Consider the following 22828-nt stretch of genomic DNA (forward strand, 5'->3'; position numbering starts at 1 on the left):
GGCGGGGCCAACAGCAACGGCGGCGCGAACGGCGGCAACGGCGCGGGCGGCGTGGGTGTGCTGGGCGCCAACATGGCCATCACCAACAGCGGCAGCATCGCGGGCGGGCTGGGCGGCGACGGCGTGACGCGCGCTGCGGCGGTCGAGTTCACCGGCGGCGCCAACAGCCTGACCTTGAACACGGGCATGTCGCTGTCGGGCGCCATTGCCATCGACAGCGGCGCCACCGCCAGCGTGATCGCGGGCGCCGACGGCCTGAGCGTGGGCAGCGCCCTGCTGCTGGGCGGCACGGGCACCATCGACACCAACGGCCACAACCTGGGCTGGTCGGGCCCCATCTCGGGCGGCAGCGACCTGGTGAAGAGCGGCGCGGGCACGCTGACGCTGAGCGGCGCCAACACCTACACCGGCGGCACCAACGTCGCGGCCGGCACGCTGGCCGCGGGCGCGGCCAACACCTTCAGCAGCGCCAGCGCCTTCAACGTGGCCTCGGGCGCCACGCTGGACCTGGCGGGCCGCAGCCAGACGGTGGCCTCGCTCACCAACAGCGGCACGGTCTCGCTGGTGGGCAGCGCGCCGGGCACCACGCTCACGGTCAACGGGCCGTGGGTGGGCAACGGCGGCACGCTGCGCCTGGGTACCGCGCTGGGCAACAGCGCCAGCGCGAGCGACCGGCTGATCCTGAGCGGCAACACGGCCATCGCCAGCGGCACGACCAACGTGCAGATCACCAACCTGGGCGGGCTGGGCGCGCTGACCAGCGGCAACGGCATCGAGGTCATCAGCGCGCTGAACGGCGCGACCACCACCGCGCAGACCACCAAGAGCGCCTTCAGCCTGGCGGGCGGCCACGTGGATGCCGGCGCCTACCAGTACCGGCTGTACGCGGCCGACGCCAGCGGCGCGGGCAACAACTGGTACCTGCGCTCCACCGTCACGGTCGATCCGGCCACCGGCGCCGTCGTCGGCGGCGGCGGTGCCGCGGCCGGTGGCAGCGGTGGCGGCGGCACTGGCAGCGGCGGCGTGCTCGTGCCGACCTACCGCGCCGAAGTGCCGCTGTACGCGGCGCTGCCCGAGCAACTGCGCCAGTCCAACCTGATCATGCTGGGCAACCTGCACCAGCGCGTGGGCGACGACGGCCCGGCCGGCGCGCCGCCGGAGCTGGGCTACCGCCAGGCCTGGGCGCGCATCATCAGCGCCGACCGCACCATCGGCCAGGGCGGCACGGTCAGCCCCACCAGCTCGGGGCGGCTCATGGGCTTCCAGGCCGGCACCGACCTGTGGGCCGACGCCCACTGGCGCACCGGCATCTACGTCGGCCAACTCGACGGCGACATGCGCGTGAACGGCTTCGTCGGCGGCCTGCAGAACTACGCGGCCGGCACCAACAACCTGCGCAGCCAGTACCTGGGCGCCTACGCCACCTGGAAGAACGACAGCGGCCTGTACGTGGACGGCGTGCTGCAGGCCGGGCGCCACCGCTACACCGCGTCGCCCGCGCTGGGCTTCTCGAGCGCGGGCAAGGGCAGCAGCCTGCTTGCGTCGATCGAGGTCGGGCAGGCATTTCCGCTGGGCTCCAACTGGACCATCGAGCCGCAGTTGCAGCTGGTGCATCAGCGCATCCGCCTGGACGACAGCGGCATCGTCGGCGCGCTGGTGCAGCAGAACAACCACAACGGCTGGCTGGTGCGCGCGGGCGTGCGCGTGAAGGGCGAGATCGCCACCAGCGCCGGCGCGCTGCAGCCCTATGTGCGCTTCAACGTCTACCGCAGCGGCAGCGGCACCGACGTCGCCAGCTTCGTCGGGCCGGCCGCCACCACCAACATCGCCACGCGCACCGGCGGCACCAGCAGCGAGCTGGCGGTCGGCGCCACGCTGCAGCTGACGCCGAGCACGAGCCTCTATGCGGAGGTGGGCAAGCTGTGGGCCTCGGGCGGCGATACGCGCACGAGGAGCGGCGTGAACGGCACCGTGGGGGTGAAGATCCGCTGGTGATGCACGGCGGCCGCGCGGGCCGCTCGTTCAGTGCGGCGCCGCGCCGGCCGCGTCCGCGCGGACCGTTTCGACGACGGACAGCACCGCGTCGATCACCGCACGCGGGTTGTCGAACTGGATGTCGTGTCCCGCATCGGGCACCAGCACGTGCTTGCTGCGCGACGACCACGTCGCCATTTCCGCGTGCAGCTGCGCCCAGATGGCCTGCACCTTCTGGCCTTGCTCCGGCGTGATCTGCATGCCGCGCAATTCGGCCGCCGTGTAGGGCGCCATGGCCGTCAGCACCACCAGCGGGCGATTGCCCAGGCTTGTGAAGTCGCGCGTCTCGGCGAGCGTGCCGCCGGGGGCGTCCATTGCATCGTTTTCCGCGAGCTGCGTGCGCATCGACAGCGGTGCGAACGCGCGAACCGCCTGCGCGTCGTGCGCCGTCTGGTTCGGCGCGCGCGACATCCGCGCCCAGACCGCCGCACGCAACAGCCCCGACCACGCCAGCGCCACGCCGATGCGCGAGGCAAGCGAGCGCGTCTCGGTCATGAACGCGGCCACGCGCGCGACCTGGTCGGGGTGCGAGGGATCGACCAGCACCAGCCCCGCCACTTCGGCGCCGAACTGCTTCGTGAAATTCATTGCGTAGAGGCCGCCCATCGACTGCCCGACCAGCACGAACGGGCCGTGCTCGCCCGCCGCCGCCAGCGCCGCGTGCAGGTCTTGCGCGACCTGCTTCGCGCTGTAGGGCGCGGTGGAAGGGTCGCTCCACATCACCCCCGCGCGGCTGTACGCGCAAGCCCGCGTGTGCGCCGCGACTTGCGGTTGCACCGGCGCCCAGCCGAGCGAGCCGTCGAGGCTCAGCCCCGCCTCGAACACGACCGTGGGCGAGCCGGTGCCCCGGCAGTCGAGCTGCAGGCGCCGCCCGCCACCCACGTCGACCATCTTCCCGGGCGGCGGAAACTCGCGCACGGCGCGATAGCGGCCGGCCTGCTCGAAGACCACGCCCATGAGGACCATGAAGGCGACGAATGCCGCCACTGCCACCGCGATGCGCATCACCATCCGTTTCAACGAGGGCTTCACTGCAACGGATGGTGCCATTGCCGGCGGCGCGCCGCCACCCTATTTGAGCCGGTAGCTGAGCTTGCGGTTGCCGCTGACCGTGGAGTCGAGCCCCAGCCAGTCGCCCTGCTGCGAATACCAGACGTCGATGGGTTGCGCGTCGGTCGCGATGCGCCAGCGCGTGGCCGCCACCTGCTGGCCGCGCACGTCGACCATGCCGCTGCCGGCCTTGCTGATCTGCACCGGCTCGATCTTGCCGCTCTGCGCATTCAGCAGCTTGTCTTGCGTGCGAATGGCGGGGTTCCAGTAGGCGAAGCTCATGACACAGCCATCGACCGACTGCCTGCCCTTGGGCGTGACCACGGCCAGTGCGTTGTCGCCCACGGGTTCGGCGCTCACCTTCTCGGGCGTGCCGTCGTCGTCGGTCTTCGACGTGAGCCGGCGCAGGCAGTCGCCGTGCCACATCTCGGTGGCCGTGTGCTGGTAGCGGTAGACCGTCACGCCCAGCAGCTTGACCGCGAAGCGCGCCTCGCTCACCAGCTTGCGCTCGTTGCCCGTGGTGGCCAGCGCGAAGCGGTGCTCGCCGATGGGCGAATCGTCGAGCAGCACCCGAAAGTCCCATTCGCCGCCAGCGGGCCCGGCGGCCGAGGCAGTAGCCGCCCCACTCGACAGTGCGGCCCACGCGGCCAGCATCAAGACCCAGGAGTGCTTCTTCTTCTTTGCTGCTGTTCTCATGACGCCTTGTGGTTGTTGCTGCTGCTGCCGCGCACGGGCCCCGGCACGAAGGCGTTGGTGCGCGCGATGTAGTCACGGTACGCCGGCCGGCGCTCGCCGATGTCGCCTTCGAGCATGCTGACACCCGAGACCTTCAGCAGCAGCCAGGTCATGAGCAACGGCGACACCACGCTCCATGCCCCGCCCCACCCCGCGCCGCCGACGGCCAGCAGCCACAGGCCCCACCAGACGCAGGCCTCGCCGAAGTAGTTGGGGTGGCGCGTGTAGCGCCACAGGCCGCGGTCCATCACCTGGCCCTTGCTGGCCGCATTGGCACGGAAGCGCGCCATCTGCGCGTCGCCGATCGCCTCGAAAAAGATGCCGAACAGCGCCAGCCCGATGCCCAGCACGTCGAGCGCGCCCAACGGCCGCACCGCCGTCATGCCGGGCAGGAACGGCGCGGAGACGACCCACGCCAGCACCGCCTGCAGCGCGAACACCAGGTACAGGCTCTTGAAGCCGAAGTTCGGCTGGTTGCGCGCGCGAATCGCCTGGTAGCGGCGGTCTTCGCCGTGGCCCCAGTTGCGCCAGGTGATGAACAGGCACAGCCGCACCGCCCACGCCGCGCCCAGCACCGCCATGCAAAGCCCGCGCAGCGTCTGCGCCGGCAGCAGCACGAAATAGACGAGCCCCGCGCCCACGATGCAGACCGGCCACATGCGGTCGATCAGGCTCGCGTCATGGCGAACGAGGCTGGCCACCCAGGTCAGGAAGGCCAGCGATGCCGTCAGGGCCAGGCCCGCGAGCGCAACCTGCACCCCACTCATGCTGAAAACGCCCCTGCAATTCGGTGGAACACCGTGGAACCGGCTTTGCCGGGCCACTGGTGTTGCCCCCGGTAGGGGGAAGGAGAAGCGACACGAAGTGCGCGAAGCCTGGGGGCGAGCCTCATGACGCGCGGCGCTCGAAGAGATAGTGGCTCACCCACCAACGCTGGCCCTGGTCGAAACCGAACAGCTCCGCCACCGACATGAAGAACAGCCGCCAGCGCGTCCACCACACGTTGGCCTCGGCGCCGTAGGTGGCCTGGAACAACGGGCGCAGCGTGTCGCGGCGCTCGTCCATGTTGCGCAGCCAGGCCTCGGCCGTGCGCTGGTAGTGGCTGCCTTCCCAGCGCCAGCGGCGCAGCAGGCGCAAGTCGTCCTGGCAGTGCAGCGCCAGGTCGTCGCTGGGCATCATGCCGCCGGAGAAGAAGTACTTGCTCATCCAGTCGCTCGGGTCGCGCACCTCGAACGGGTACGGCGCCTCCTTGTGCGCGAACACGTGCATGAAGAAGCGCCCGCCCGGCTGCAGCCAGCGCGCCACGTTGGCAAAGGCCTGCGGCCAGTTGCGCAGGTGCTCGAACATTTCGACGGACACCACGCGGTCGAAGCGCTCGTCGGTGTCGAACACGTTGATGTCGCGCGTCAGCACGCGCACGTTGCGCAGGCCGCGTTGCACCGCCTGGGCCTCGATGTATTCGCGCTGGGAGTTGGAGTTGGACAGCGCCGTGATGCGGCTGCCCGGATAGTGCTCGGCCATCCAGAGCGTGAGCGAGCCCCAGCCGCAGCCCAGCTCCAGCACGTCTTGCCCGTCGGCAAGGCCCGCGCGTTCACACGTGGCGGCCAGCGCGGCCGACTCGGCCTCTTCCAGCGTGCGCGTGCCCTCGGGCCAGTAGCAACTGCTGTACTTGCGGTGATTTCCCAGCACTTCGCCGAAAAAGGCGGCGGGGACTTCGTAGTGCTGCTCGTTGGCTTTTTCGGGCAGGGGCGCCAGGTTGGCGGCGCCCATGCGGGCGACGAAGTCTTGCGTCAGATCGGCCACGGCCAGGGCGTTGCCGGCCTGCAGCTCCGTGAGCCGGTCTTTCAGCAGCCGGCGGATCCCCTGGCGCACCACGGTGTCGGGCACCAGGCCCTTTTCGACCCAGCGGATGGCGAATGCGATGTCCTGCGGCATGGGGTTCTCCTGGAGAAAGGCACGCGGGGGTGCGCGCCGTCAGCGCCTGTACGCAGCAGGATCGATTTTGGATGAGGTCATCGCGCGCGACATGCTCAAGCCGACGGTGGGCGCACCTGAAACAAAAAAACAGACCCCGAAGCCCGTTTTTCGGCAACCGACCACCGCCACCAACTACTTGGGCGAGTAGGTCATCTTCGTCACGACCAACGGCGCTTTCGGCTCGATTCCCTTGAGCAGTTGACCCCGATAGGGGCCGTCGGCAGCCAGCCAGAACTCCTTCGTGGTGTCCTTCGTGATCACCGAAGAGCCAACCGTGATCTTCAGCGAGAGCCTGCAGGTATTGAATGTTCCAAGCGGCGTAGTCAACGCCTCCCGCCCGTGGTAAGTGAGTTCGGCGTTTGCGGGCACGGAGGTGGTGGGGCTACTCCCGCTGCGGGAGGCCGTGGTCTTCGCGATCGAGGTTCGCTGGCTCACGACCTGCCCAGCCTTCATGTCGACCGGAAACGCGAAAGGCGGCGCAAAGACCTGAGATTCGGTGGTGACCTCTTCCGCAGAAAAACCTGCGGGAAGCGAAGCCAGAAACTTCGGGTCCAGCTTGCTTTTGTAGATGGTCGCCTTTCCGTAGAGCAGGATGCTGCCGCCCACAAGATCCTTGTATTCCTTCTGGACGGTCGTCAGCACCACCTGAGGCAGATCGACGGTTTTCGAGTCGACGTTGAAGGCAATCGGATTTGCACCGCCAAACGCCTCCCGCCCTTCGGTCACGCTCTTTCTGTGAAAGGAGGCCGTGGCCGGATCCGCCCCTGGTTTCACTGCGTCGAACTCCACGAGCGTTCCTTCGCGAAAGTCGGCTTCATTGAAGCAAGGCGCCGAACTGTCCGGCGCCGCCGGCTCTGCTGGTGCGGGCGTCGGTGCAGACGAAACGGGAAATGCGGGAAACCCTCCTCCGCCACCACTGCCGCCTCCACACGCGGAAATTGCCATGGTCGCAATTGCAATGGCAGCCAGCTTCAAACGTGACCCATTGTTGACATTTGTTTTTTTCAAGATCTCTCCCTTTAAATAAAAACCGCCAATGGATGGCGGCTTCTTATTTTTATGAAGATCTCATTGATCTACTTAGATCACTCGCTCCGATTGAGGAATAAGTCACCTCATGGCGCAACGCTTTCGAGTTCGCGCCCGGCACCGCTCCTCGAGAAGATCGAACGCATTCCCCGCAGAAAAACTAGCTGTCGGTGAAGATCTCTCCGAATCCCCGAAAGACCCAGCCAGCATCGGCCCAAGCGTAAACGGCCGTGAACTCGTTATTGATGCCACGATGGACAAGAAGAAGTTCGTCTACACGGCCGCTGCGTTCGCGGTCGTCCTTGCGGGAGCACACGGGATCGATTACCTTGTCGGCCTGCGCACCAATGCGCTGCCCGCATGCGATGCAGCGGAGGTCGTGCAGAAGGCCAAGAAGGTGATCAAGACCAGCCCGCTCGCCCAGTTGTTCGATATCCGGGACTTCGAGAGGCCGGCCGAGTCCGACTACGACTCGAAGGCGGAACGTCGCACCTGTGTGGCGATGCTGAAGACGGTGGCCGGGCAAGAGCGGGTGAAGTACACCGTTCAATGGCACGACAAGAAGGCCAAGATTTTCTGGCTGGAATTCCAGAACTGAACGACGAGTCCCAATGAACCGGCAAATTCTGAGGGACCGTCTGTCCCTCATCATCGGCTTCATCGACACCGATCCGAGAGGGAAGCAGACAGGCAGAGACGCAAGCTCACGGATCGTCGGGTACTACGACCCGAGGACGAACAAGACGATGGATGCACAGTCGCGGATCATCGGCAGCGGCAATTTGCTGGCGTCGTTGATTCGGTGAGCGTCATCCGTTCCTGACAGGGCTACTCGGACCGTCGATTGTTCGGAAGCTGTACGGTCGGTGATGAGCAAGGCCCGGCGGGGAAGGCTGGGTTGCCGCCCCCGGGAGATCGAGCGCCGCTGTTTGATGGCGCTACGCCTAAGACGAAGAGTCGATTAGCGCAGCAAGGCGGCGAAGCTCAGAAATGAGATATGGCACGTCTTGGCGTGCGTTGGCCATGAAATCGATGTCGGCATCAGACGCACCGTCAAGATCAATGCCACCACTTGTCCTGGATATGCAACTCGACCCACTTGAGTGGTCACGGCCCTCGATCATTCCTTTCCATGGTCCAGGTGCAGCAGCAGTCGCCCGCGCCTGAATTTCTGAAATTCGTTGCTCGTCGAGAAGATCTTTTTTCATTGGAGGAGGCCTATCGATTTGGATTCGGAACTACTGGTGCAAACAATCTTTCAGCCTGCGCTGGGGTGATGCCACACATCAAGCAATGGTCAGGATTTTTCGGGGTTGGGTCGGGCACCACATCGCCCCCCAATCGGCGAACATCTCCGACAGTCGTCACGCCCATCTTGGGGTTTGGAATCCCTGTTGAGAGCTCTTGAACGGACTTGCCAGCTGCGGAATTTACGCTTGCCCGGCACATCTTTCCCGCCGAATCAATAGTTACTCCGGATCCACCGGCAAATCGATCTGCGGTGCAAAGTCCCCCGCGACAGACATATGCCGAATCAGGTAAAGGTGGATTGATCGTGCCTCTACCAGATCCAGCACCAGCCAGTGCTCTTGCCCCCGCCCCTGCTGCACCCGCTTGAGAGCCTCTCATCGCCTCTGCTATGCCGGATAACAGCCCGTTCGACACAGCTCCTCCCCCAGGAAGAGGCACTCTCGGAGTCGAGCGCGGAGGACCGCCTGCCAACCCCTCAGGATCAACAAAGCTCATCGGGTTAGCGTCCACATACGAAAACCGATTCCAGCCGCCATCAAGGCCGATGGGGTCACTCTGCGTATATCGACCAACTCTCGGGTCATACGTTCTGAACCCGTTGTAGAACAGCCCTGACTCCTCATCCGCATACTGCCCCGGATACCTCAGGTTGAACTTCACTTCCGAGATGCCCGTCGTGCCCGAATTCGGCGTCACCTCCAGATTCGCAAACCGGTTCTTTGCAACCGTCGGCTTGTCTTCCCCAAACGCGCTGTAGCTCCACTGCCAGACTGCTTGCTCGCTTGCGTTCGTGAGCTTGCGCGGCGTGTTCAGGTGATCGCTGTGCACCGCATACGTGGCGCCGTCGATCACCGCTGCAATCGGCATCGGCCCGTTGGCCGTGGGCAAATAGATGTACTGCGCCTGGCCCCCGCTGGCCGTGCCACCGCTGCCCACCTCCGCAATCAGCGTGCCCTGCTCGTCGTACACATACGCATAGCCCAGCTGCTCGGCCTGGGTGGTCGACGGACTCCACAGCTTCGTAAAGAACGCAATCAAGCTCTGCATGAAACCCGGGTTTGCCGCATTGCCCTGGCTCGGCGGATACAGCGGCTCCGTCTGTTTTAGTTGTGCACCACTCAATCAACTTGTCCACCACTGAATCGGTCAACACGACCGATATGACGCCTTTACTTTAACGGACAACAAGCGCAACGACTGAAACCATCATCAAGATTTTTAGGCTGGGCCGCCTTCGAAGGTATTGGAATACATCTTCATGAAATCACCGTACAAATCCACATCCGCCCCATAGCACAACTGCCTTTCGGCTATTTTCTTCGCCCCCGCTTTAATTTTCTCTCGCAACTCATTTGACATCGAAGCTTTGCCACGCGTCGATCCAACCAAACTCATGTACGCATAAGCGGCTGCAAAGTTATCCTCCCCTTCATTGCTCAATAGAAAATCCAAAATATTTTCCAAATGAAAAGAAAGACAAGAACCTTTCGCATAAGCCACAGCCTCTGTGTAAGTAGTCGGGTTGTTTTTCAAAATCAACATTGCATCGATTCTAGAAATATCCATCAAAGTCTTTCGAGCCCAAGCTTCATGTAGATCGCCAAGAGTCAGACTCCAATCGGAAGCATCGCACTTTTCGTTCACGGTCAATCCTTTTTTACGACCCCAAGCATTGGCATAACGCATCTCTCACCTTTCCAACTCCTTAGTTTCTTGCAAAATCTGATCAGAGTGCGCGGCGATAGGTCCATATTTAGCAAGTAGATGTCCTGCGTCAGGCATCGCGATGCGTCAGACCGCATCGCGGACCTAGCCGCTGAACTCGGTGGCGGTGAGCCGGCCCGCCGCGATGGCCAGGGACGCGAAGGCCCAGATCCATGCGCTGGGCTGACCCAGCAGGGTCCAGGTGATAGCGGTGACCAGCGGGTTGCCGTTCAGGTTCACTCTTCGGCAGTCTTCCATCAGCCACTAGTTCGATCACGCGCATTTCTGCGCTTCGGATTTGGCGCTTACATTCGATCTGTTCGGGCGTTTTAGAAGTCCGTTGCTGAATGGGGAAATGGCATGCGTCGCATCTTTTATCTACTGCTTCTAGCCGGAGCAATCGCAGGGTGTGCTGGACCAAGAGACCCTGTGAAGCATCAAGTTGCACTGAAGGACATTGTTTGGCTGGAGCCTGCCGACGCCGAGGCCGTCGTCTATCTTTTGCGAGCACCTCACGACAAGTCCGAGATTGTTCCGGTTGTTGATGATGCACCTGCTCCCAAACTTCCAGTCGAAACCTACATTGCGCTTCGACTTTCGCCCGGCGTGCATCGCCTCGCTGGCATCAAGGCCGATTCCTCCGACTCGCGGTTTGTGATGCTGCCCGTCGAGCTAAAAGCTGGAGAACGTCGCTTCTTCTATTCCTCGACGTCGCTTCCCAATCCAGACCGCATGAGCGGGCCAGTTGGGAATGCGGTAGGAGCGAGCTTAGGATTGGTCGGAGCGGTCGCCGCGACGGCATTCGCTGCAGCATTGCACAAGGAGTCCGACGGCTACGGAATTCATCGATGGGTCGAGTGCACGGACTTAGACGCTCGAGGACTTGCATCGTTTTCGAAGGAAATATTGACCACAAGTGCTGGACAAAAGAAAGCCTCAGAAGAGACTGCCCGCAAATAGGTGGGCTGCTTCTGAGTACAAGGCCGACGATCAAGCACCCAGCGGGCGCCAGTGGTTCCTGGTGGTCCCGTTCATTGCGCGCCACTTTCGCCCACGGCAACACGCAACGACTGAATGGTGCTATCGGCCGCTTCGATACGCCGCGCCAGTTCATCATTGACCAGCCCCACCAGCGCACCAAGCTCCGTCCGACTCGAGTACACATCTTCCGAATCTTTCACGCACTGCGGAACAATGAGTTTCTCAAGGCACGCGTAAGCGCGCTGCACCACGCGAAGACTGTCGACGTCATCACAAGCCTGCAGCGCCAGAGACTCAGCACTGAGATTTTCAGAAGATCCGGGACGCGAGGGAACATGAGCCATGAATGGCCTCCAAGGGTTTCGGTTTTGCATAAACCGACGCACCCGAGTCCAAGCGGAGGCGGCGGCTCGACGGGTTGGACTACCGGGAAACCACTTGCGTGAAACCGGCCGGGCTCGCGCCCGCCCATCGAGCCGCCAAAACGGAGGCACGAACGACAAAGCCGCAGACCCTGCGGGTAGCTGCGGCTTTCGTCGCAGTGATTTCAGCGGGAGTCCAATCCCGATCACGCCTTTTTTTGACATGACGGCCGCAGTATAGCCACGCGCTTCCCCGCGCCTCGAGGAGAAAAAGCCATCGATGCCCCCTCAAAAAACCCCGAATCCCGAAGCTGGAACAATCCGCCCACTTATGGACGGCCTCGATCTCATCAAAACCTTCCGTGAAGTCGCGTTCCGGCGCAGCTTCTCCCGCGCGGCGATTTCGCTGGGCATGTCGAAAGCCACGGTCAGCCGCTATGTGGCCGAGCTCGAAACCCGCAGCGGCGTGCGCCTGCTGAACCGCTCCACCCGCTCCCTGAGCCTGACCGACGCCGGCCAGGTGCTGCTCGAGCGCAGCACCGAGCTGGTGGAGATGGCCGAGAACACGCTGAACGACCTGCAGGCCCACGGCTCGCACCCGCGCGGGCGGCTGCGCATGAGCGCGCCGCACGGGCTCATCGCGGGCTGGCTGTCGGACGTGATCGCGGAGTTCATCAAGGCCTACCCCGACGTGTACGTGAGCTTGATGTTCACCAACGACGACCTCGACCTGATCGAGGAAGGCATCGACATCCACCTCACGGGCGGGCGCATCGACGACATGAACCTGATCGTGCGGCGCCTGGTGCAGTTCGACATGGTGGTGTGCGCCGCTCCCTCTTACTGGGCGCAACGCGGCATTCCGCAAGTGCCCGAAGACCTGGGCCGGCACGACGTGCTGAGCTACTCGGCGATGCCGACCACGCACCTGCCCTTCGAGACCGACGGCAAGGCGCACGACGTGCCGGTGCACAGCCGCATGGAGGCCAACGACGCGATTGCGCTGATCGAACTGGCGCTGCGCGGCGTGGGCGTGGCCTATGTGCCGGAGCCGCTGGCGCAGTCGCACCTGGAGCGCGGCGCGCTGGTGCCGGTGCTGCGCGAGCACATGCCGCACGAGCACTGGCTCTACGCCGCGTATTCGCAGCGCCGCCACAACAGCGCGGCAATGCGCGCGATGCTCGACTTTCTCGAGCAGTCGAAGGGCGCGCTGGCCGAAGGCCCGGCCGTGTTGCCGCAGCCGGCCGTGGCGCTGCCTACATGCGCCCTTTCCAGGGCACCAGACGTCGCTCGAGCCACCGCATCAGCAAGTCGAACAGGTAAGCCACCACCCCGATGACGATGATGCCCATGATGACGATGTCGGTGCGCAAGAAGTTCGACGCGTTCAGCACCATCTGACCCAGCCCCATGTTGGCCGCGACCATCTCGGCGGCCACGAGCGTGGTCCAGCCGAAGCCGATGGCGATGCGCATGCCCACCAGGATGTCGGGCAGCGCCGACGGCAGGATGACGTGGCGAATCACCTGCATGTAGCTTGCGCCCATCGAGTACGCGGCGTTGATCTGCTCCTGCGACGCACTGCGCATGCCCGAGCGCGCGGCCAGCGCCAGCGGCGCGAAGCAGCTCAGGAAGATCAGCAGCACCTTCGGCAGCTCGTCGATGCCGAACCAGATGATGATGAGCGGCAGGTACGCCAGCGGCGGCAGCGGCCGGTAGAACTCCAACGGCGGGTCGAAGATGCCGCGCCAGAAACGGCTCATGCCCATGGCAATGCCCACCGGAATGGCGGTGGCACACGCTAGAAAGAAGGCCGAGAACACGCGGAACATGCTCGCCAGAAAGTGCTGCCACAGCGGCTTGTCGTTGGCCTGCCCGGTGAGGTATTCGTAGAACTGCTGGAACACGGCCTGCGGCGTGGGCAGGAACAGCGGCTTGACCCAGCCCATGTTGGTGACGATGAACCACAGGGCCACCAGCGTCACCACGGTGACGATGCTGATGGTCACGCTGGAGCCTTCGCCCGGCACCTTGAAGGCGCTGGTCTTGAGCTTGGCGCCAGTAGCTGCTGCAGGTGCAACGACCGGCGGCGCGGCGGGCTTGGAAGGCGGTGGCGTCATGGCGACGGGGGATGCGATCGACACCTCAGGCATGGGCAACCTCGCGATGATGAATGATCGACAGCACTTCTTCGCGCATGCGGATGAACTCGGGCTCCGACTTCACCTTGCGTGAATCGCCGTGCGAGAGGTACTGGCGAGAAAACGGCACGTCGTCGTACACGTGGGAAATGCGCCCCGGGCTCGGGCTCATCACGATGAGCCGCGTGGCCAGGAACAGCGCCTCTTCGACCGAATGGGTGATGAAGAACACCATCTTGTTCGACTTGGACCATGCCTTGAGCAAGATCTCCTGCACCTGTTCGCGCGTGAACGCGTCGAGCGCGCCCATGGGTTCGTCCATCAGCAGCACGGCGGGGTCGCTGGCCAGCGCGCGCGCAATGCCCACGCGCTGCTGCATGCCGCCCGACAGTTCATACACGGCGCGGTCGGCGTATTTCTGCAGGCCGACGAGGCCGAGCTTTTCTTCGGCGATGCGGTCGCGCTCGGCCTTGCCCACGCCGCCCAGCCGCAGGCCCAGCGCCACGTTGTCGCGCACGTTGAGCCAGGGCATGAGCGCGTGCTTCTGGAACACCACGCCGCGGTCGGCACCGGGGCCGACCACGGGCTTTCCGTCGAGCAGGATCTCGCCGGTCGAAGGCGGCAGAAAGCCCGCGATGCTGTTGAGCAGCGTGGTCTTGCCGCAGCCCGAGGCGCCCAGCGCCACGACGAAGTCTCCGTCGTGCATCGTGAGGTTGACGGGGGCCAGCGCCTGCAAGGTGCCGCCCTTGACGGCGTAGTTGACCGTGAGGTCCCGGATGTCTAGCGTGGGCATGTCTGGTTTCCGATAGGTGGATCCGCGCGCTACTTGCCCATCGCCTTGTCGACATAGGCGGTGGTGACGAACGCGCTGTAGTCGGGCTTCACTTCCTGCACGCGCCCCTGCTCCTTCAGGAACGCCGCCGTGTTGGCCATGGCCTTCGCGGCGCCACCGCCCAGCCATGTCGGCGACACCTGCTCGGCCATGGTCGGGAAGGTGTAGAGCGACATCGCCGCGCCCACGTCCTTCGGGTCGGCCTTGGTCCACTTGGCCATGGCCTTGGTTTGGGGCGAGTCGGGCGTCCAGCTCTTGCCCGTGGCCTTGTATTCTTCGTTGGCGCGGTTCAGCGCCTTCACGAACGCGACCATGAAGGGCTCGTTGGCCGCCGCCCACTTGGCGTTGACCACGATGCCCTCGAACGTGGGCGCGCCGCGCTTGCCGATGCTGCCCGACGTGGCAATGGTCTTGCCGTTGGCCTTGATCTTCGAGAGCACCGGGTCCCAGATGAAGGTCGCGTCGATGTCGCCGCGCTCCCAGGCCGCCGCGATCTCGGGCGGGCGCATGTTCATCACGTTCACGCTCTTGGCGTCGACGCCGTCCATCTTCATGCCCGCCATGAGCTGGTAGTGCGCGGTCGACACGAAGGGCGTGGCCACTTTCTTGCCGGCCAGGTCCTTGATGCTGTTGATGTTGGTGCCGTTGCGCGCCACCAGCGCCTCGGCGTTGGCAATGTCGGCCGAGATCCAGAACAGCTTGATGTCCTGCCCCTGGCTGGCGGCCGCGGTGAGCGGGCTGGAGCCGGTTTCACCCATCTGCACGTCGCCTGAAGCCATCGCGCGGATCACGTCGCCGCCGCCCGAGAACATGCGCCAGTTGATCTTGTAGCCCGTGGCCTTCTCGACCTCGCCGGACTCCATCACCAGCCGCAGCGGCACCAGCATGTCCTGGTGCGCGAAGGTGACTTCCTTGGTTTGCGCGAAGGCCGCGCCGCTGAGCGTGAACGCGGCCGCAAGGGCCGCTGCGCACTGGAGGGAAAGACGTCGGGACAAGGTCATCTCGGTTTCTCCTGAAGGTGAATCGAAGCGGACTTTGCACCGATCCCCTCCAGCCAGGAAGTACCAGCGCCCCCATGGGCATAGAGCCAGTGGATTGGGACTTACCCTCGTTATGGTGCGCCGCGCACGCGCGAGGTGCAAGCCCCGAGCACCAAGGGCCCAGCGAAGCGATGGCCCGAGCCGTCCCCCTCCCCTCTGGCTGCGCCGAGGAGCGCAGCGTTTCGCGGATCAGGGCCCGCCCTTGTCTGAGCGAAGCGAGTTTGGGCGGGACCCCGCGAAAGGCGAGCACCGCAGGTTGCCCGCAGCGAAGCGCAGGGACGCAGACAGTGAGTCCGCCGCCGGGCGGATACCCCGGCCCCGGAACACAACAAAACTCAGTGCGTGCGCACCCCGGCAGGCCTCTTCTCGCCACGCGCCAGCGCCAACTCTTCCACCGCCAACCCCAAGGCCCGGATCCCCGCCGGAATCTGCGAAGCCGCAATCGACGACAGCCGCAGCCGGAAGAAGGGGCACGGGTACGGCGGCTTGGCGAAGAACACGTCGCCCGCCTCGATCAGCACGCCGTGGTTGCGCGCCATCAGGGCCAGCTCGGTCGCGTCCACCCACGTCGGCGCCTGCACCCAGATCGACGCCCCCCCGGAAGGCAGCCGGAACTCGAAGTCAGGCAGATGGTCCCGCAGCGCCTGCGCGGCCAGCGCAAGCCGCTCCTGCATGGCGTGGTTCACGCGACGCGCGTGCGACTCGTGGTGGCCCAGCGAAAGAAACAGCGCATACGCATGCTGCAGGAACGCGCTCGGGTGCCGCACCATCGCATGCCGGATCACGCGCAGCTCCTTGATGAGCGCGCGCGGCGCCACGATGAAGCCCAGCCGCAGCGCGGGCGACAGGCTCTTGGACACCGAGCCCACGTAGATCACGCGCCCCGTCTTGTCCAGGCTCTTGAGCGCGGGCATCGGCGTGCCTTCGTACAGGTTCTCGGCCTCGTAGTCGTCCTCGATGATCACGAAGTCCTGCAGCTCGGCCTTGCGCAGCAGCCACTGCCGCCGCTCCAGGCTCAGCGTCGCGGTGGTCGGGCTCTGGTGCGATGGCGTGACGAACAGGTAGTCGGCGGCGGGCAGCGCGTCGACCACCAGCCCGTCTTCGTCGACATCGACCTCGACCCACTTCGGCTGCCGCAGCGAGAAGCTGTTGCGCGCATGCGGATGGCCGGGCTCCTCGAGGCCCACGCGCGTCTGCTCGTCGAACAGTGCCTCGGCCAGCAGGTAGTAGGCGTGCTGCGCGCCCATGGTCACCAGGATCTCTTCCTTCAGCGCGAACACGCCGCGCTTGGGCAGCAGCCGCGTGCGGATCTGCTCGATGAGGTCGGGCACGTCGTCGGTCTCGAAGTCCGGCGTCCAGTGCGGCAGCTGCGAGCGCGCCAGGCTGCGCGCGCAGCATTCGCGGAAGTCTTCGGTGGGAAACAACTGCGGGTCGTAATTGCCGTAGACGAAAGGGTACGGGTAGTCGCGCCAGCGGTCGGGCTTCGACAGCGTGGGCTTGTCGACCAGCGAGCGCAGCACGCGGCCCTGCCAGTCGGGCGGCTGGCTGGCCTGCCCGCTGCGCCCCACCAGCGGCTCGGCATGCGCGGCCGACACCGGCCGTGCGTTGCGCGCCACGAACACGCCGCTGCGCGGACGCGCTTCCAGAAAGCCTTCGTCGATCAGTTGCAGGTACGCCGAGGTCACGGTGTTGCGGCTCAGGCCCAGCAGCGCGGCCAGCTCGCGCGACGACGGCAGCGGCGCGCCAGGGCTCAGGTGCTCTTCAAGAATGGCCTGCACCACGGCGGCGCGCAAGCGGGCCTGCAGGGGCAATGCCGGCTGGTCGGGCAGCGCGAAGAGCTGCGCCCATTGGGTGGCTCGCGGGTTGGGCATGGTGCGCCGCAGTTTAGGGCAGGCGGCGCGATTCGTGGCAGCGCGGCCACGTTCTGGCTCGGTCGAATCCTGGCAACTGGCCCTATCGCGCCGGCAAGCGGCTGCCTACGCTTGCCGCATCAATTTCCGGAGTCCCGCGTGACCGCACAGCCCTCTTCTCTCTCTTCTTCCGCCGTGACCACCGACACCCTCGCCGCGTTCAGCGACGCCTGGAACCGCCACGACATCGATGCGCTGATGGGTTTCATGACACCCGACTGCATCTTCCAGACCGCCGCTGGCCCCGACGCCTGCGGCACGCGCCACACCGGCACCGAGGCGGTGCGCAAGGCCTTCGCGGCCGCATGGGCCACCGTGCCCGACGCGCAGTGGGTCAACGGCCAGCACTTCGTGCACGGCGACTTCGGCACCTCGCAGTGGACCTTCACCGGCACCGCCGCCGACGGCAGCCGCATCGAGACCGACGGCATCGACGTGTTCACCTTCAAGGACGGAAAGATCCACCTGAAGAACGTGTTCCGCAAGGCCCGCCCCAACCTGCCCGCCGCGAAATAAGCCAGCCGCCGGAGGCTTGGCCTTCTCTCTTCCTTTCGTCTGGAGCCCTTCATGACCATGACAGGCACCGCGCCATTCACTGCCACGCCCTCCGCCAGCGCGGCCATCGACGGCGCCGCGCTCGAGCAGCCGGCGCAATCGCCCTTTCGCCCCTACGACCCGCAGTACGACCCGCTGCACGCCCCCGACCCCGGCGCCGGCCGCGCCTACGCACCCACGTGGTGGGTGGCGAGCGCGGGCACGCCGCCCGAGGACGACGGCCCGTTGGTGCATGACATCGATGTCGACGTGGCCATCATCGGCTCGGGCGCCACCGGCATGTCGACCGCGCTCTACCTTGCGCAGGAGCACGGCATTCGCGCCACCGTGCTCGAAGCCAACCAGGCCGCGTGGGGCTGTTCCAGCCGCAGCGGCGGGCAGGGCCAGAACGCGAGCGGCCGGCTCAAGCGCTCGCAGTGGATCGCGCGCTGGGGCCTGGACACGGCCAAGCGGCTCGACGCGGAGATTCGCGGCGGCTTCGAGAACTTTCGCCACCTCACGACGCAGATCGACTGCGACGCCTACGACGGCGGCCACCTCTACCTGGCGCACCGCGCCGAGAAGCTGCCCATCCTGGACGCCGAGGCGCGCCTGATGCGCGAGAAGTTCGGCTACGCCACCCGCATGATGAGCGCCGAGGAAGTGCGCCGCGACTACTGCGACGAGCGCGAGACCGTGGGCGCGATGTTCGAGGCCGAAGGCATCGGCATCCACCCGCTGAAGTTCACCTTCGGGCTGATGCAGCGGGCCCGCGCGCTGGGCGTGACGGTGCACACCTCGAGCCCGGTGCAGGGCTGGCACACCATCGACGGCGTGCACCATCTGCAGACGCCCGCCGGCGTGGTGCGCGCGCGCCGCGTGGCGGTGTGCACAGGCGGCTACACGGGGCAGGCGCTGAACCCGATGCTGAAGAACCGGATCATGCCGATCCTGTCGAACTCGGTGGTCACGCGCCCGCTCACCGAGGCCGAGCTGCAGGCCACCAACTTCAGGTCGCAGACCTTCCTGACCGACACGCGCACGCTGCGCTTTTATTACCGGCTGCTCAAGGGCAACCGGCTGCAGATCGGCAGCCGCAGCGCGGTGACCGGCGCCGACGCCGAAGACCCGGTGCACCTGAAGCTGCTGACCGACGCCATCGCGCGCAAGTTCCCGCCGCTGGCGGGCATTCGCATCGACTATTCGTGGTGGGGCTGGGTCGACATGAGCCACGACATGATGCCGCGCATCACGCAGCCCGATGCCGACAAGAAGATCTGGTACGCGGTGGGCTACGGTGGCAACGGCGTGTCGTTCTCCACCTGGGCCGGCAAGCGGCTGGCCGAACGCGTGGCCGGCAAGGACGCGGGCAAGGACGTGTTCGAGCTGCCCATCTACCGCTCGCCGCTGCCGTTCCCCAACGTGCTGGGCGTGGTCGAGTCGCGTGCGTTCGCGCCGTTCCGGCGCATCGGCCAACGCATGCTCTACAAGTGGTACTGGCTGCGCGACGAGAAGTAGCCGCCGGTGCGGCGGGCGCGTGCGCATTCACCGAAGTGGCGCACGGTGCGCACTGCCCTGTTGCACAACGGGGCAAACCCGCCCCTTCTGGCCCTGCGAGTCGCGCCGCGTTGGCTCTTCGCCGGCATGCGGCGAGCGCCTATCTTCGACACCAAGGTCTTCGCCTCACGGCGGGCCGAATCCGATTGCCTGTGTCGAACTCTCCGAGGTCCTGTCATGTCGCTTCCCGTTTTCACGCGCCGCACCACCCTGCTCTCCGCCACCTTCGCGGCCGCGGGCACCCTGCTTCCGCTGCCGAGCCTTGCCGCCGATGAGCCCAAGCGCGGCGGCACGCTGGTCATCGGCAGCACGCAGACGCCGCGCCACCTGAACGGCGCGGTGCAGTCGGGCATTGCCACGGCCATGCCCTCGACGCAGATCTTCGCAAGCCCCCTGCGCTTCGACGACAAGTGGAACCCGCAGCCCTACCTGGCCGAGTCGTGGAAGCTGGCGGACGACGGCAAGTCGCTCACGCTCAAGCTGCGCAAGGACGCGCTGTTCCACGACGGCAAGCCCGTGACCTCGGCCGACGTGGCCTTCTCCATCCTGGCCATCAAGGCCAACCACCCGTTCACCACCATGATGGGCCCGGTCGAGAAGGTGGACACGCCCGATGCCTACACCGCCGTCATCCGCATGAGCGTGCCGCACCCGGCCATCGTGCTGGCGATGTCGCCCGCGCTGTGCCCGATTCTTCCCAAGCACATCTACGGCGACGGGCAAGACCTGAAGAACCACCCGCGCAACACCACCGACGTGATCGGCTCGGGCCCGTTCCGCGTGACCGAGTTCAAGCCCTCGCAGCGCATCGTGCTGGAGCGCTTCGACAAGTTCTTCCTGTCCGGCAAGCCCTACCTCGACAAGGTGATCTTCAGCGTCACGCCCGACCTGGCCAGCCTGGTGCTGGGCCTGGACCAGGGTGACGTGCAGATGCTGCCGTTCGTCACGCTGCCCACCGACCTGAAGCGCCTGGCCAACGACCCCAAGGTTTCGCTCACGTCCAAGGGCTACGACGGCATCGGCCCGCTCAACTGGCTGGCCTTCAATACCGCGAAGAAGCCGCTGTCGGACGTGCAGGTGCGCAAGGCCATCGCCACGTCCATCGACAAGAACTTCATCACCAAGGCGCTGATGGGCGGCTTTGCCACCGTGTCCGACGGCCCGCTGGTGGCCAGCAGCCCGTTTGCCGTGACCGACCTGGTGCGCTACCCGCTCGACCTGAAGAAGGCCAGCGAGATGCTCGACGCCGCGGGCTACAAGGCCGGCGCGGGCGGCGAGCGCTTCAAGCTCACCATCGACTACCTGCCGGGCGGCGACGACCAGCAGAAGAACGTGGCCGAGTACATCCGCGGCCAGCTCAAGAAGGTGGGCATCACGGTGGAGGTGCGCGCCTCGGCCGACTTTCCGGCCTGGGCCAAGCGCCTGGCCTCGCACGACTTCGACATGTCGATGGACGCGGTGTTCAACTGGGGCGACCCGATCATCGGCGTGCACCGCACCTACCTGTCGACCAACATCAAGCCGATCGTCTGGACCAACACGCAGTCGTACGCGAACCCGAAGGTCGACGAGCTGCTGAACACCGCCGGCGGCCTGATCGACGCCACGCAGCGCAAGGCCTACTACGCCACGTTCCAGAAGATCGTGACCGACGAGCTGCCGATCGAGTTCATCAACCAGGTGCCCTACCACACCGTCGCCAGCAAGAAGGTGGGCAACGTGCCGACCACCATCTGGGGGCCGCTGTCGCCGCTGGACGAGGTGTACTTCAAGTAGGGCGGGCGAGTCATCATGGGCATGCTGCGCTACGCCGCCTCGCGACTGCTTCAGGCCCTGGGCCTGGTGCTCGCGGTGGTGGTGCTCAATTTCGTGCTGGTGCACGCCGCGCCGGGCGACCCGGTGGAAACCATTGCCGGCGCCAGCGGCGGCATGTCGCCCGAGCTGATGGCGCAGCTGCGCACGCAGTACGGGCTCGACAAGTCGCTGCCGGTGCAACTGGCCGTGTACCTGGGCAAGGTGGCGCGGGGCGACCTGGGCTATTCGTACTTCTTCAACCTGCCGGTGACGCAGATGATTGCCGAGCGCTTGCCGGCCACGCTGCTGCTGGTGCTCAGCTCGGTGCTGCTGGCGTTCTTCGCGGGCACGGCGCTGGGCGTGCTGTCTTCGCGCAAGCCGAACGGGTGGCTGTCGCAGTTCATCACCGTGCTGTCGCTGGTGGGCTTCGCGGCGCCGGTGTTCTGGCTGGGGATCATGCTGGTGATCCTGCTGGCCTCGGTGTTCCCGATTCTTCCGGTCGCGGGCATGCGCGCCATCGACTCGACGGGCACGGGCGGCCTCGCGGACATGCTCGACGTGGCGCAGCACCTGGTGCTGCCCACGCTCACGCTGAGCCTGGTGTACCTGGCGCAATACAGCCGGCTCGCGCGCTCGTCGATGCTCGACGTGCTGGGCTCGGACTTCATTCGCACCGCGCGCGCCAAGGGCCTGGCCGACCGCGTGGTGCTCTACAAGCACGCACTGCGCAATGCACTGCTGCCGGTGGTCACGGTGCTGGGGCTGCAGTTCGGCAACGTGCTGGCGGGCGCCATCCTGGTGGAGACGGTGTTCAACTGGCCCGGCCTGGGCCGGTTGGCCTTCGAGTCGGTGCTGCGGCGCGACTACCCGACCATCCTCGGCGTGCTGCTGTTCTCGTCGGTCGTGGTGGTGGTGATGAACCAGCTCACCGACCTGTGCTATCGCTTCATCGACCCACGGATCAAGGCCTCATGACTAATGTCGTCAAGGTCATCACGATGCCTTCTGTTGCTGCTTCTTCCTCCAAACCCGTTCCCAAGCCAGCGGTGCGCGTCGAGCACCCGGGCATGGAGGCGATGCGCATGTTCCTGCGCAACCCCGCCGCCATCGCCGGCATGGCGATGCTGCTGGTGGTGCTGGTGGTGGCCATTGCCGGCCCGTGGCTCTACCCGGCCGACCCGTTCGAGATCAAGGCCGCGCCGCTGACGCCGCCCTTCAGCGAAGACGCCTGGCTCGGCAGCGACTACCTGGGCCGCGACGTGCTCACCGCGCTCATCTACGGCGGGCGCGCCACGCTGCTGGTGGGCGCGGTGGCGGCGCTGCTGTCGGTGCTGATCGGCATCACGCTGGGCGCGCTGGCGGGCTACTACGGCGGCAAGGTCGATGCCGCGCTGATGAAGCTCACCGAGTTCTTCCAGGTGCTGCCGGCGCTGCTGTTCGCGATGGTGGTGGTCACGCTGTTCTCGCCCACGCTGGTGACGGTGACGCTGGCCATCGGCATCGTGAGCTGGACCGGCACCGCGCGGCTCACGCGCGCCGAGTTCATGAAGTACCGCGGCCTGGAGTTCGTGCGGGCCGAGCGCGCCATTGGCGCGAGCGACGCACGCATCATCTGGAAGGTGATTCTTCCCAACGCGCTGCCGCCGCTGGTGGTGTCGGCCACGCTGGCCATCGGCGCGGCCATCCTGTTCGAGGCGGGGCTGTCGTTCCTGGGGCTGGGCGACCCGAACCAGATGAGCTGGGGGCTGATGATCGGCTCCAGCCGGCAGTACGTGCTGTCGTGCTGGTGGGCCGTGGCGTTTCCGGGCGCGGCCATCTTCATCACCGTGCTGGCCGTCAGCCTCATCGGCGACGGTCTGAACGATGCCCTCAACCCCAAACTGAGGGAACGCTGATG

The 22828-nt window shown here is 65.8% G+C and carries 24 protein-coding genes; 10 read left to right on the forward strand and 14 right to left on the reverse strand.

The features are described 5' to 3' along the window. A partial coding sequence (locus BMG07_RS22325; protein ID WP_198086374.1) for an autotransporter outer membrane beta-barrel domain-containing protein occupies positions 1 to 1995 on the forward strand: 1995 nt, incomplete at its 5' end. 27 nt (positions 1996 to 2022) lie between these two features. Here BMG07_RS22325 and BMG07_RS22330 read toward each other — a convergent pair. The 5 genes from BMG07_RS22330 to BMG07_RS22350 form a co-directional block, all read right to left on the reverse strand. After that, the gene (locus BMG07_RS22330) at positions 2023 to 3084 is read right to left on the reverse strand and encodes an alpha/beta fold hydrolase (RefSeq protein WP_269759270.1); all 1062 of its coding nucleotides are present in this window, start codon (positions 3082 to 3084) and stop codon (positions 2023 to 2025) included. Positions 3085 to 3105: 21 nt separating this feature from the next. After that, positions 3106 to 3780: a DUF6134 family protein gene (locus BMG07_RS22335; RefSeq protein WP_269759271.1), complete on the reverse strand. Its 675-nt coding sequence runs from the start codon at positions 3778 to 3780 to the stop codon at positions 3106 to 3108. Next, positions 3777 to 4586 carry a DUF1295 domain-containing protein gene (locus BMG07_RS22340; RefSeq protein WP_198086375.1) on the reverse strand — a complete coding sequence of 270 codons (810 nt, stop codon included), beginning with the start codon at positions 4584 to 4586 and terminating at the stop codon, positions 3777 to 3779. The genes BMG07_RS22335 and BMG07_RS22340 overlap by 4 nt, the downstream gene beginning before the upstream one ends. Positions 4587 to 4707: 121 nt before the next feature. After that, positions 4708 to 5754, reverse strand: a complete 1047-nt coding sequence (locus tag BMG07_RS22345) for a cyclopropane-fatty-acyl-phospholipid synthase family protein (RefSeq protein WP_198086376.1) — start codon at positions 5752 to 5754, stop codon at positions 4708 to 4710. Positions 5755 to 5928: 174 nt separating this feature from the next. Beyond that, positions 5929 to 6804, reverse strand: coding sequence for a hypothetical protein (locus BMG07_RS22350; RefSeq protein ID WP_198086377.1), 876 nt, complete (start codon positions 6802 to 6804; stop codon positions 5929 to 5931). Between the two features lie 109 nt (positions 6805 to 6913). On the opposite strand from BMG07_RS22350, the gene BMG07_RS22355 reads away from it, so the two are divergent. Continuing rightward, a complete protein-coding gene (locus tag BMG07_RS22355; protein ID WP_269759272.1) occupies positions 6914 to 7423 on the forward strand; it encodes a hypothetical protein in 510 nt (169 codons plus the stop codon). Between the two features lie 13 nt (positions 7424 to 7436). After that, on the forward strand, positions 7437 to 7631 hold the full coding sequence (locus tag BMG07_RS22360) for a hypothetical protein (protein WP_198086379.1): 195 nt from the start codon (positions 7437 to 7439) through the stop codon (positions 7629 to 7631). Between the two features lie 138 nt (positions 7632 to 7769). Here BMG07_RS22360 and BMG07_RS22365 read toward each other — a convergent pair whose 3' ends face one another. The 4 genes from BMG07_RS22365 to BMG07_RS22380 form a co-directional block, all read right to left on the reverse strand. Beyond that, positions 7770 to 8033, reverse strand: coding sequence for a hypothetical protein (locus tag BMG07_RS22365; RefSeq protein ID WP_198086380.1), 264 nt, complete (start codon positions 8031 to 8033; stop codon positions 7770 to 7772). 10 nt (positions 8034 to 8043) lie between these two features. Further along, complete coding sequence (locus BMG07_RS22370) at positions 8044 to 9123, reverse strand: RHS repeat-associated core domain-containing protein (RefSeq protein ID WP_198086381.1); 1080 nt, start codon at positions 9121 to 9123, stop codon at positions 8044 to 8046. A gap of 171 nt (positions 9124 to 9294) precedes the next feature. Beyond that, positions 9295 to 9762, reverse strand: coding sequence for a hypothetical protein (locus tag BMG07_RS22375; RefSeq protein WP_198086382.1), 468 nt, complete (start codon positions 9760 to 9762; stop codon positions 9295 to 9297). Positions 9763 to 9885: 123 nt separating this feature from the next. After that, complete coding sequence (locus BMG07_RS22380; protein ID WP_269759273.1) at positions 9886 to 10020, reverse strand: hypothetical protein; 135 nt, start codon at positions 10018 to 10020, stop codon at positions 9886 to 9888. 189 nt (positions 10021 to 10209) lie between these two features. Between BMG07_RS22380 and BMG07_RS22385 the strand changes: the two genes are divergently transcribed. Beyond that, complete coding sequence (locus BMG07_RS22385; protein ID WP_198086384.1) at positions 10210 to 10740, forward strand: hypothetical protein; 531 nt, start codon at positions 10210 to 10212, stop codon at positions 10738 to 10740. Positions 10741 to 10811: 71 nt separating this feature from the next. On the opposite strand, the gene BMG07_RS22390 is transcribed toward BMG07_RS22385, so the two are convergent. Further along, positions 10812 to 11105 carry a hypothetical protein gene (locus BMG07_RS22390; RefSeq protein WP_198086385.1) on the reverse strand — a complete coding sequence of 98 codons (294 nt, stop codon included), beginning with the start codon at positions 11103 to 11105 and terminating at the stop codon, positions 10812 to 10814. A gap of 349 nt (positions 11106 to 11454) precedes the next feature. Here BMG07_RS22390 and BMG07_RS22395 point away from each other — a divergent pair, with 349 nt between their 5' ends. After that, positions 11455 to 12462 carry a LysR family transcriptional regulator gene (locus BMG07_RS22395; protein WP_198086386.1) on the forward strand — a complete coding sequence of 336 codons (1008 nt, stop codon included), beginning with the start codon at positions 11455 to 11457 and terminating at the stop codon, positions 12460 to 12462. Here the strand turns inward: BMG07_RS22395 and BMG07_RS22400 are convergent. From BMG07_RS22400 to BMG07_RS22415, 4 genes are all read right to left on the reverse strand, one after another. Beyond that, a complete protein-coding gene (locus tag BMG07_RS22400; protein ID WP_269759274.1) occupies positions 12380 to 13243 on the reverse strand; it encodes an ABC transporter permease subunit in 864 nt (287 codons plus the stop codon). The two genes, BMG07_RS22395 and BMG07_RS22400, sit on opposite strands and share 83 nt — an antisense overlap. 25 nt (positions 13244 to 13268) lie before the next feature. Next, a complete protein-coding gene (locus tag BMG07_RS22405) occupies positions 13269 to 14057 on the reverse strand; it encodes a taurine ABC transporter ATP-binding protein (protein ID WP_198086388.1) in 789 nt (262 codons plus the stop codon). Positions 14058 to 14086: 29 nt separating this feature from the next. Next, positions 14087 to 15097, reverse strand: coding sequence for a taurine ABC transporter substrate-binding protein (gene tauA / locus BMG07_RS22410; RefSeq protein ID WP_198086389.1), 1011 nt, complete (start codon positions 15095 to 15097; stop codon positions 14087 to 14089). A gap of 374 nt (positions 15098 to 15471) precedes the next feature. Beyond that, the gene (locus BMG07_RS22415; protein WP_198086390.1) at positions 15472 to 17007 is read right to left on the reverse strand and encodes a PLP-dependent aminotransferase family protein; all 1536 of its coding nucleotides are present in this window, start codon (positions 17005 to 17007) and stop codon (positions 15472 to 15474) included. Between the two features lie 138 nt (positions 17008 to 17145). On the opposite strand from BMG07_RS22415, the gene BMG07_RS22420 reads away from it, so the two are divergent. The 5 genes from BMG07_RS22420 to BMG07_RS22440 all read left to right on the forward strand — a co-directional run bounded on the left by BMG07_RS22420 (position 17146) and on the right by BMG07_RS22440 (position 22826). Then, complete coding sequence (locus tag BMG07_RS22420; protein WP_198086391.1) at positions 17146 to 17562, forward strand: nuclear transport factor 2 family protein; 417 nt, start codon at positions 17146 to 17148, stop codon at positions 17560 to 17562. Between the two features lie 51 nt (positions 17563 to 17613). Further along, the gene (locus tag BMG07_RS22425) at positions 17614 to 19098 is read left to right on the forward strand and encodes an FAD-binding oxidoreductase (protein WP_198086392.1); all 1485 of its coding nucleotides are present in this window, start codon (positions 17614 to 17616) and stop codon (positions 19096 to 19098) included. 216 nt (positions 19099 to 19314) lie between these two features. Next, a complete protein-coding gene (locus BMG07_RS22430) occupies positions 19315 to 20913 on the forward strand; it encodes an ABC transporter substrate-binding protein (RefSeq protein WP_198086393.1) in 1599 nt (532 codons plus the stop codon). Between the two features lie 15 nt (positions 20914 to 20928). After that, complete coding sequence (locus BMG07_RS22435) at positions 20929 to 21906, forward strand: ABC transporter permease (RefSeq protein WP_198086394.1); 978 nt, start codon at positions 20929 to 20931, stop codon at positions 21904 to 21906. Then, positions 21903 to 22826 (forward strand): ABC transporter permease, encoded by a 924-nt coding sequence (locus BMG07_RS22440; RefSeq protein WP_374221311.1) that lies wholly within the window; start codon positions 21903 to 21905, stop codon positions 22824 to 22826. Before BMG07_RS22435 ends, BMG07_RS22440 begins: the two co-directional genes overlap by 4 nt. Positions 22827 to 22828 lie beyond the last annotated feature (2 nt).

The organism is Variovorax sp. E3, from assembly GCF_016082275.1.
Classification (GTDB): Bacteria; Pseudomonadota; Gammaproteobacteria; order Burkholderiales; family Burkholderiaceae_C; genus Variovorax.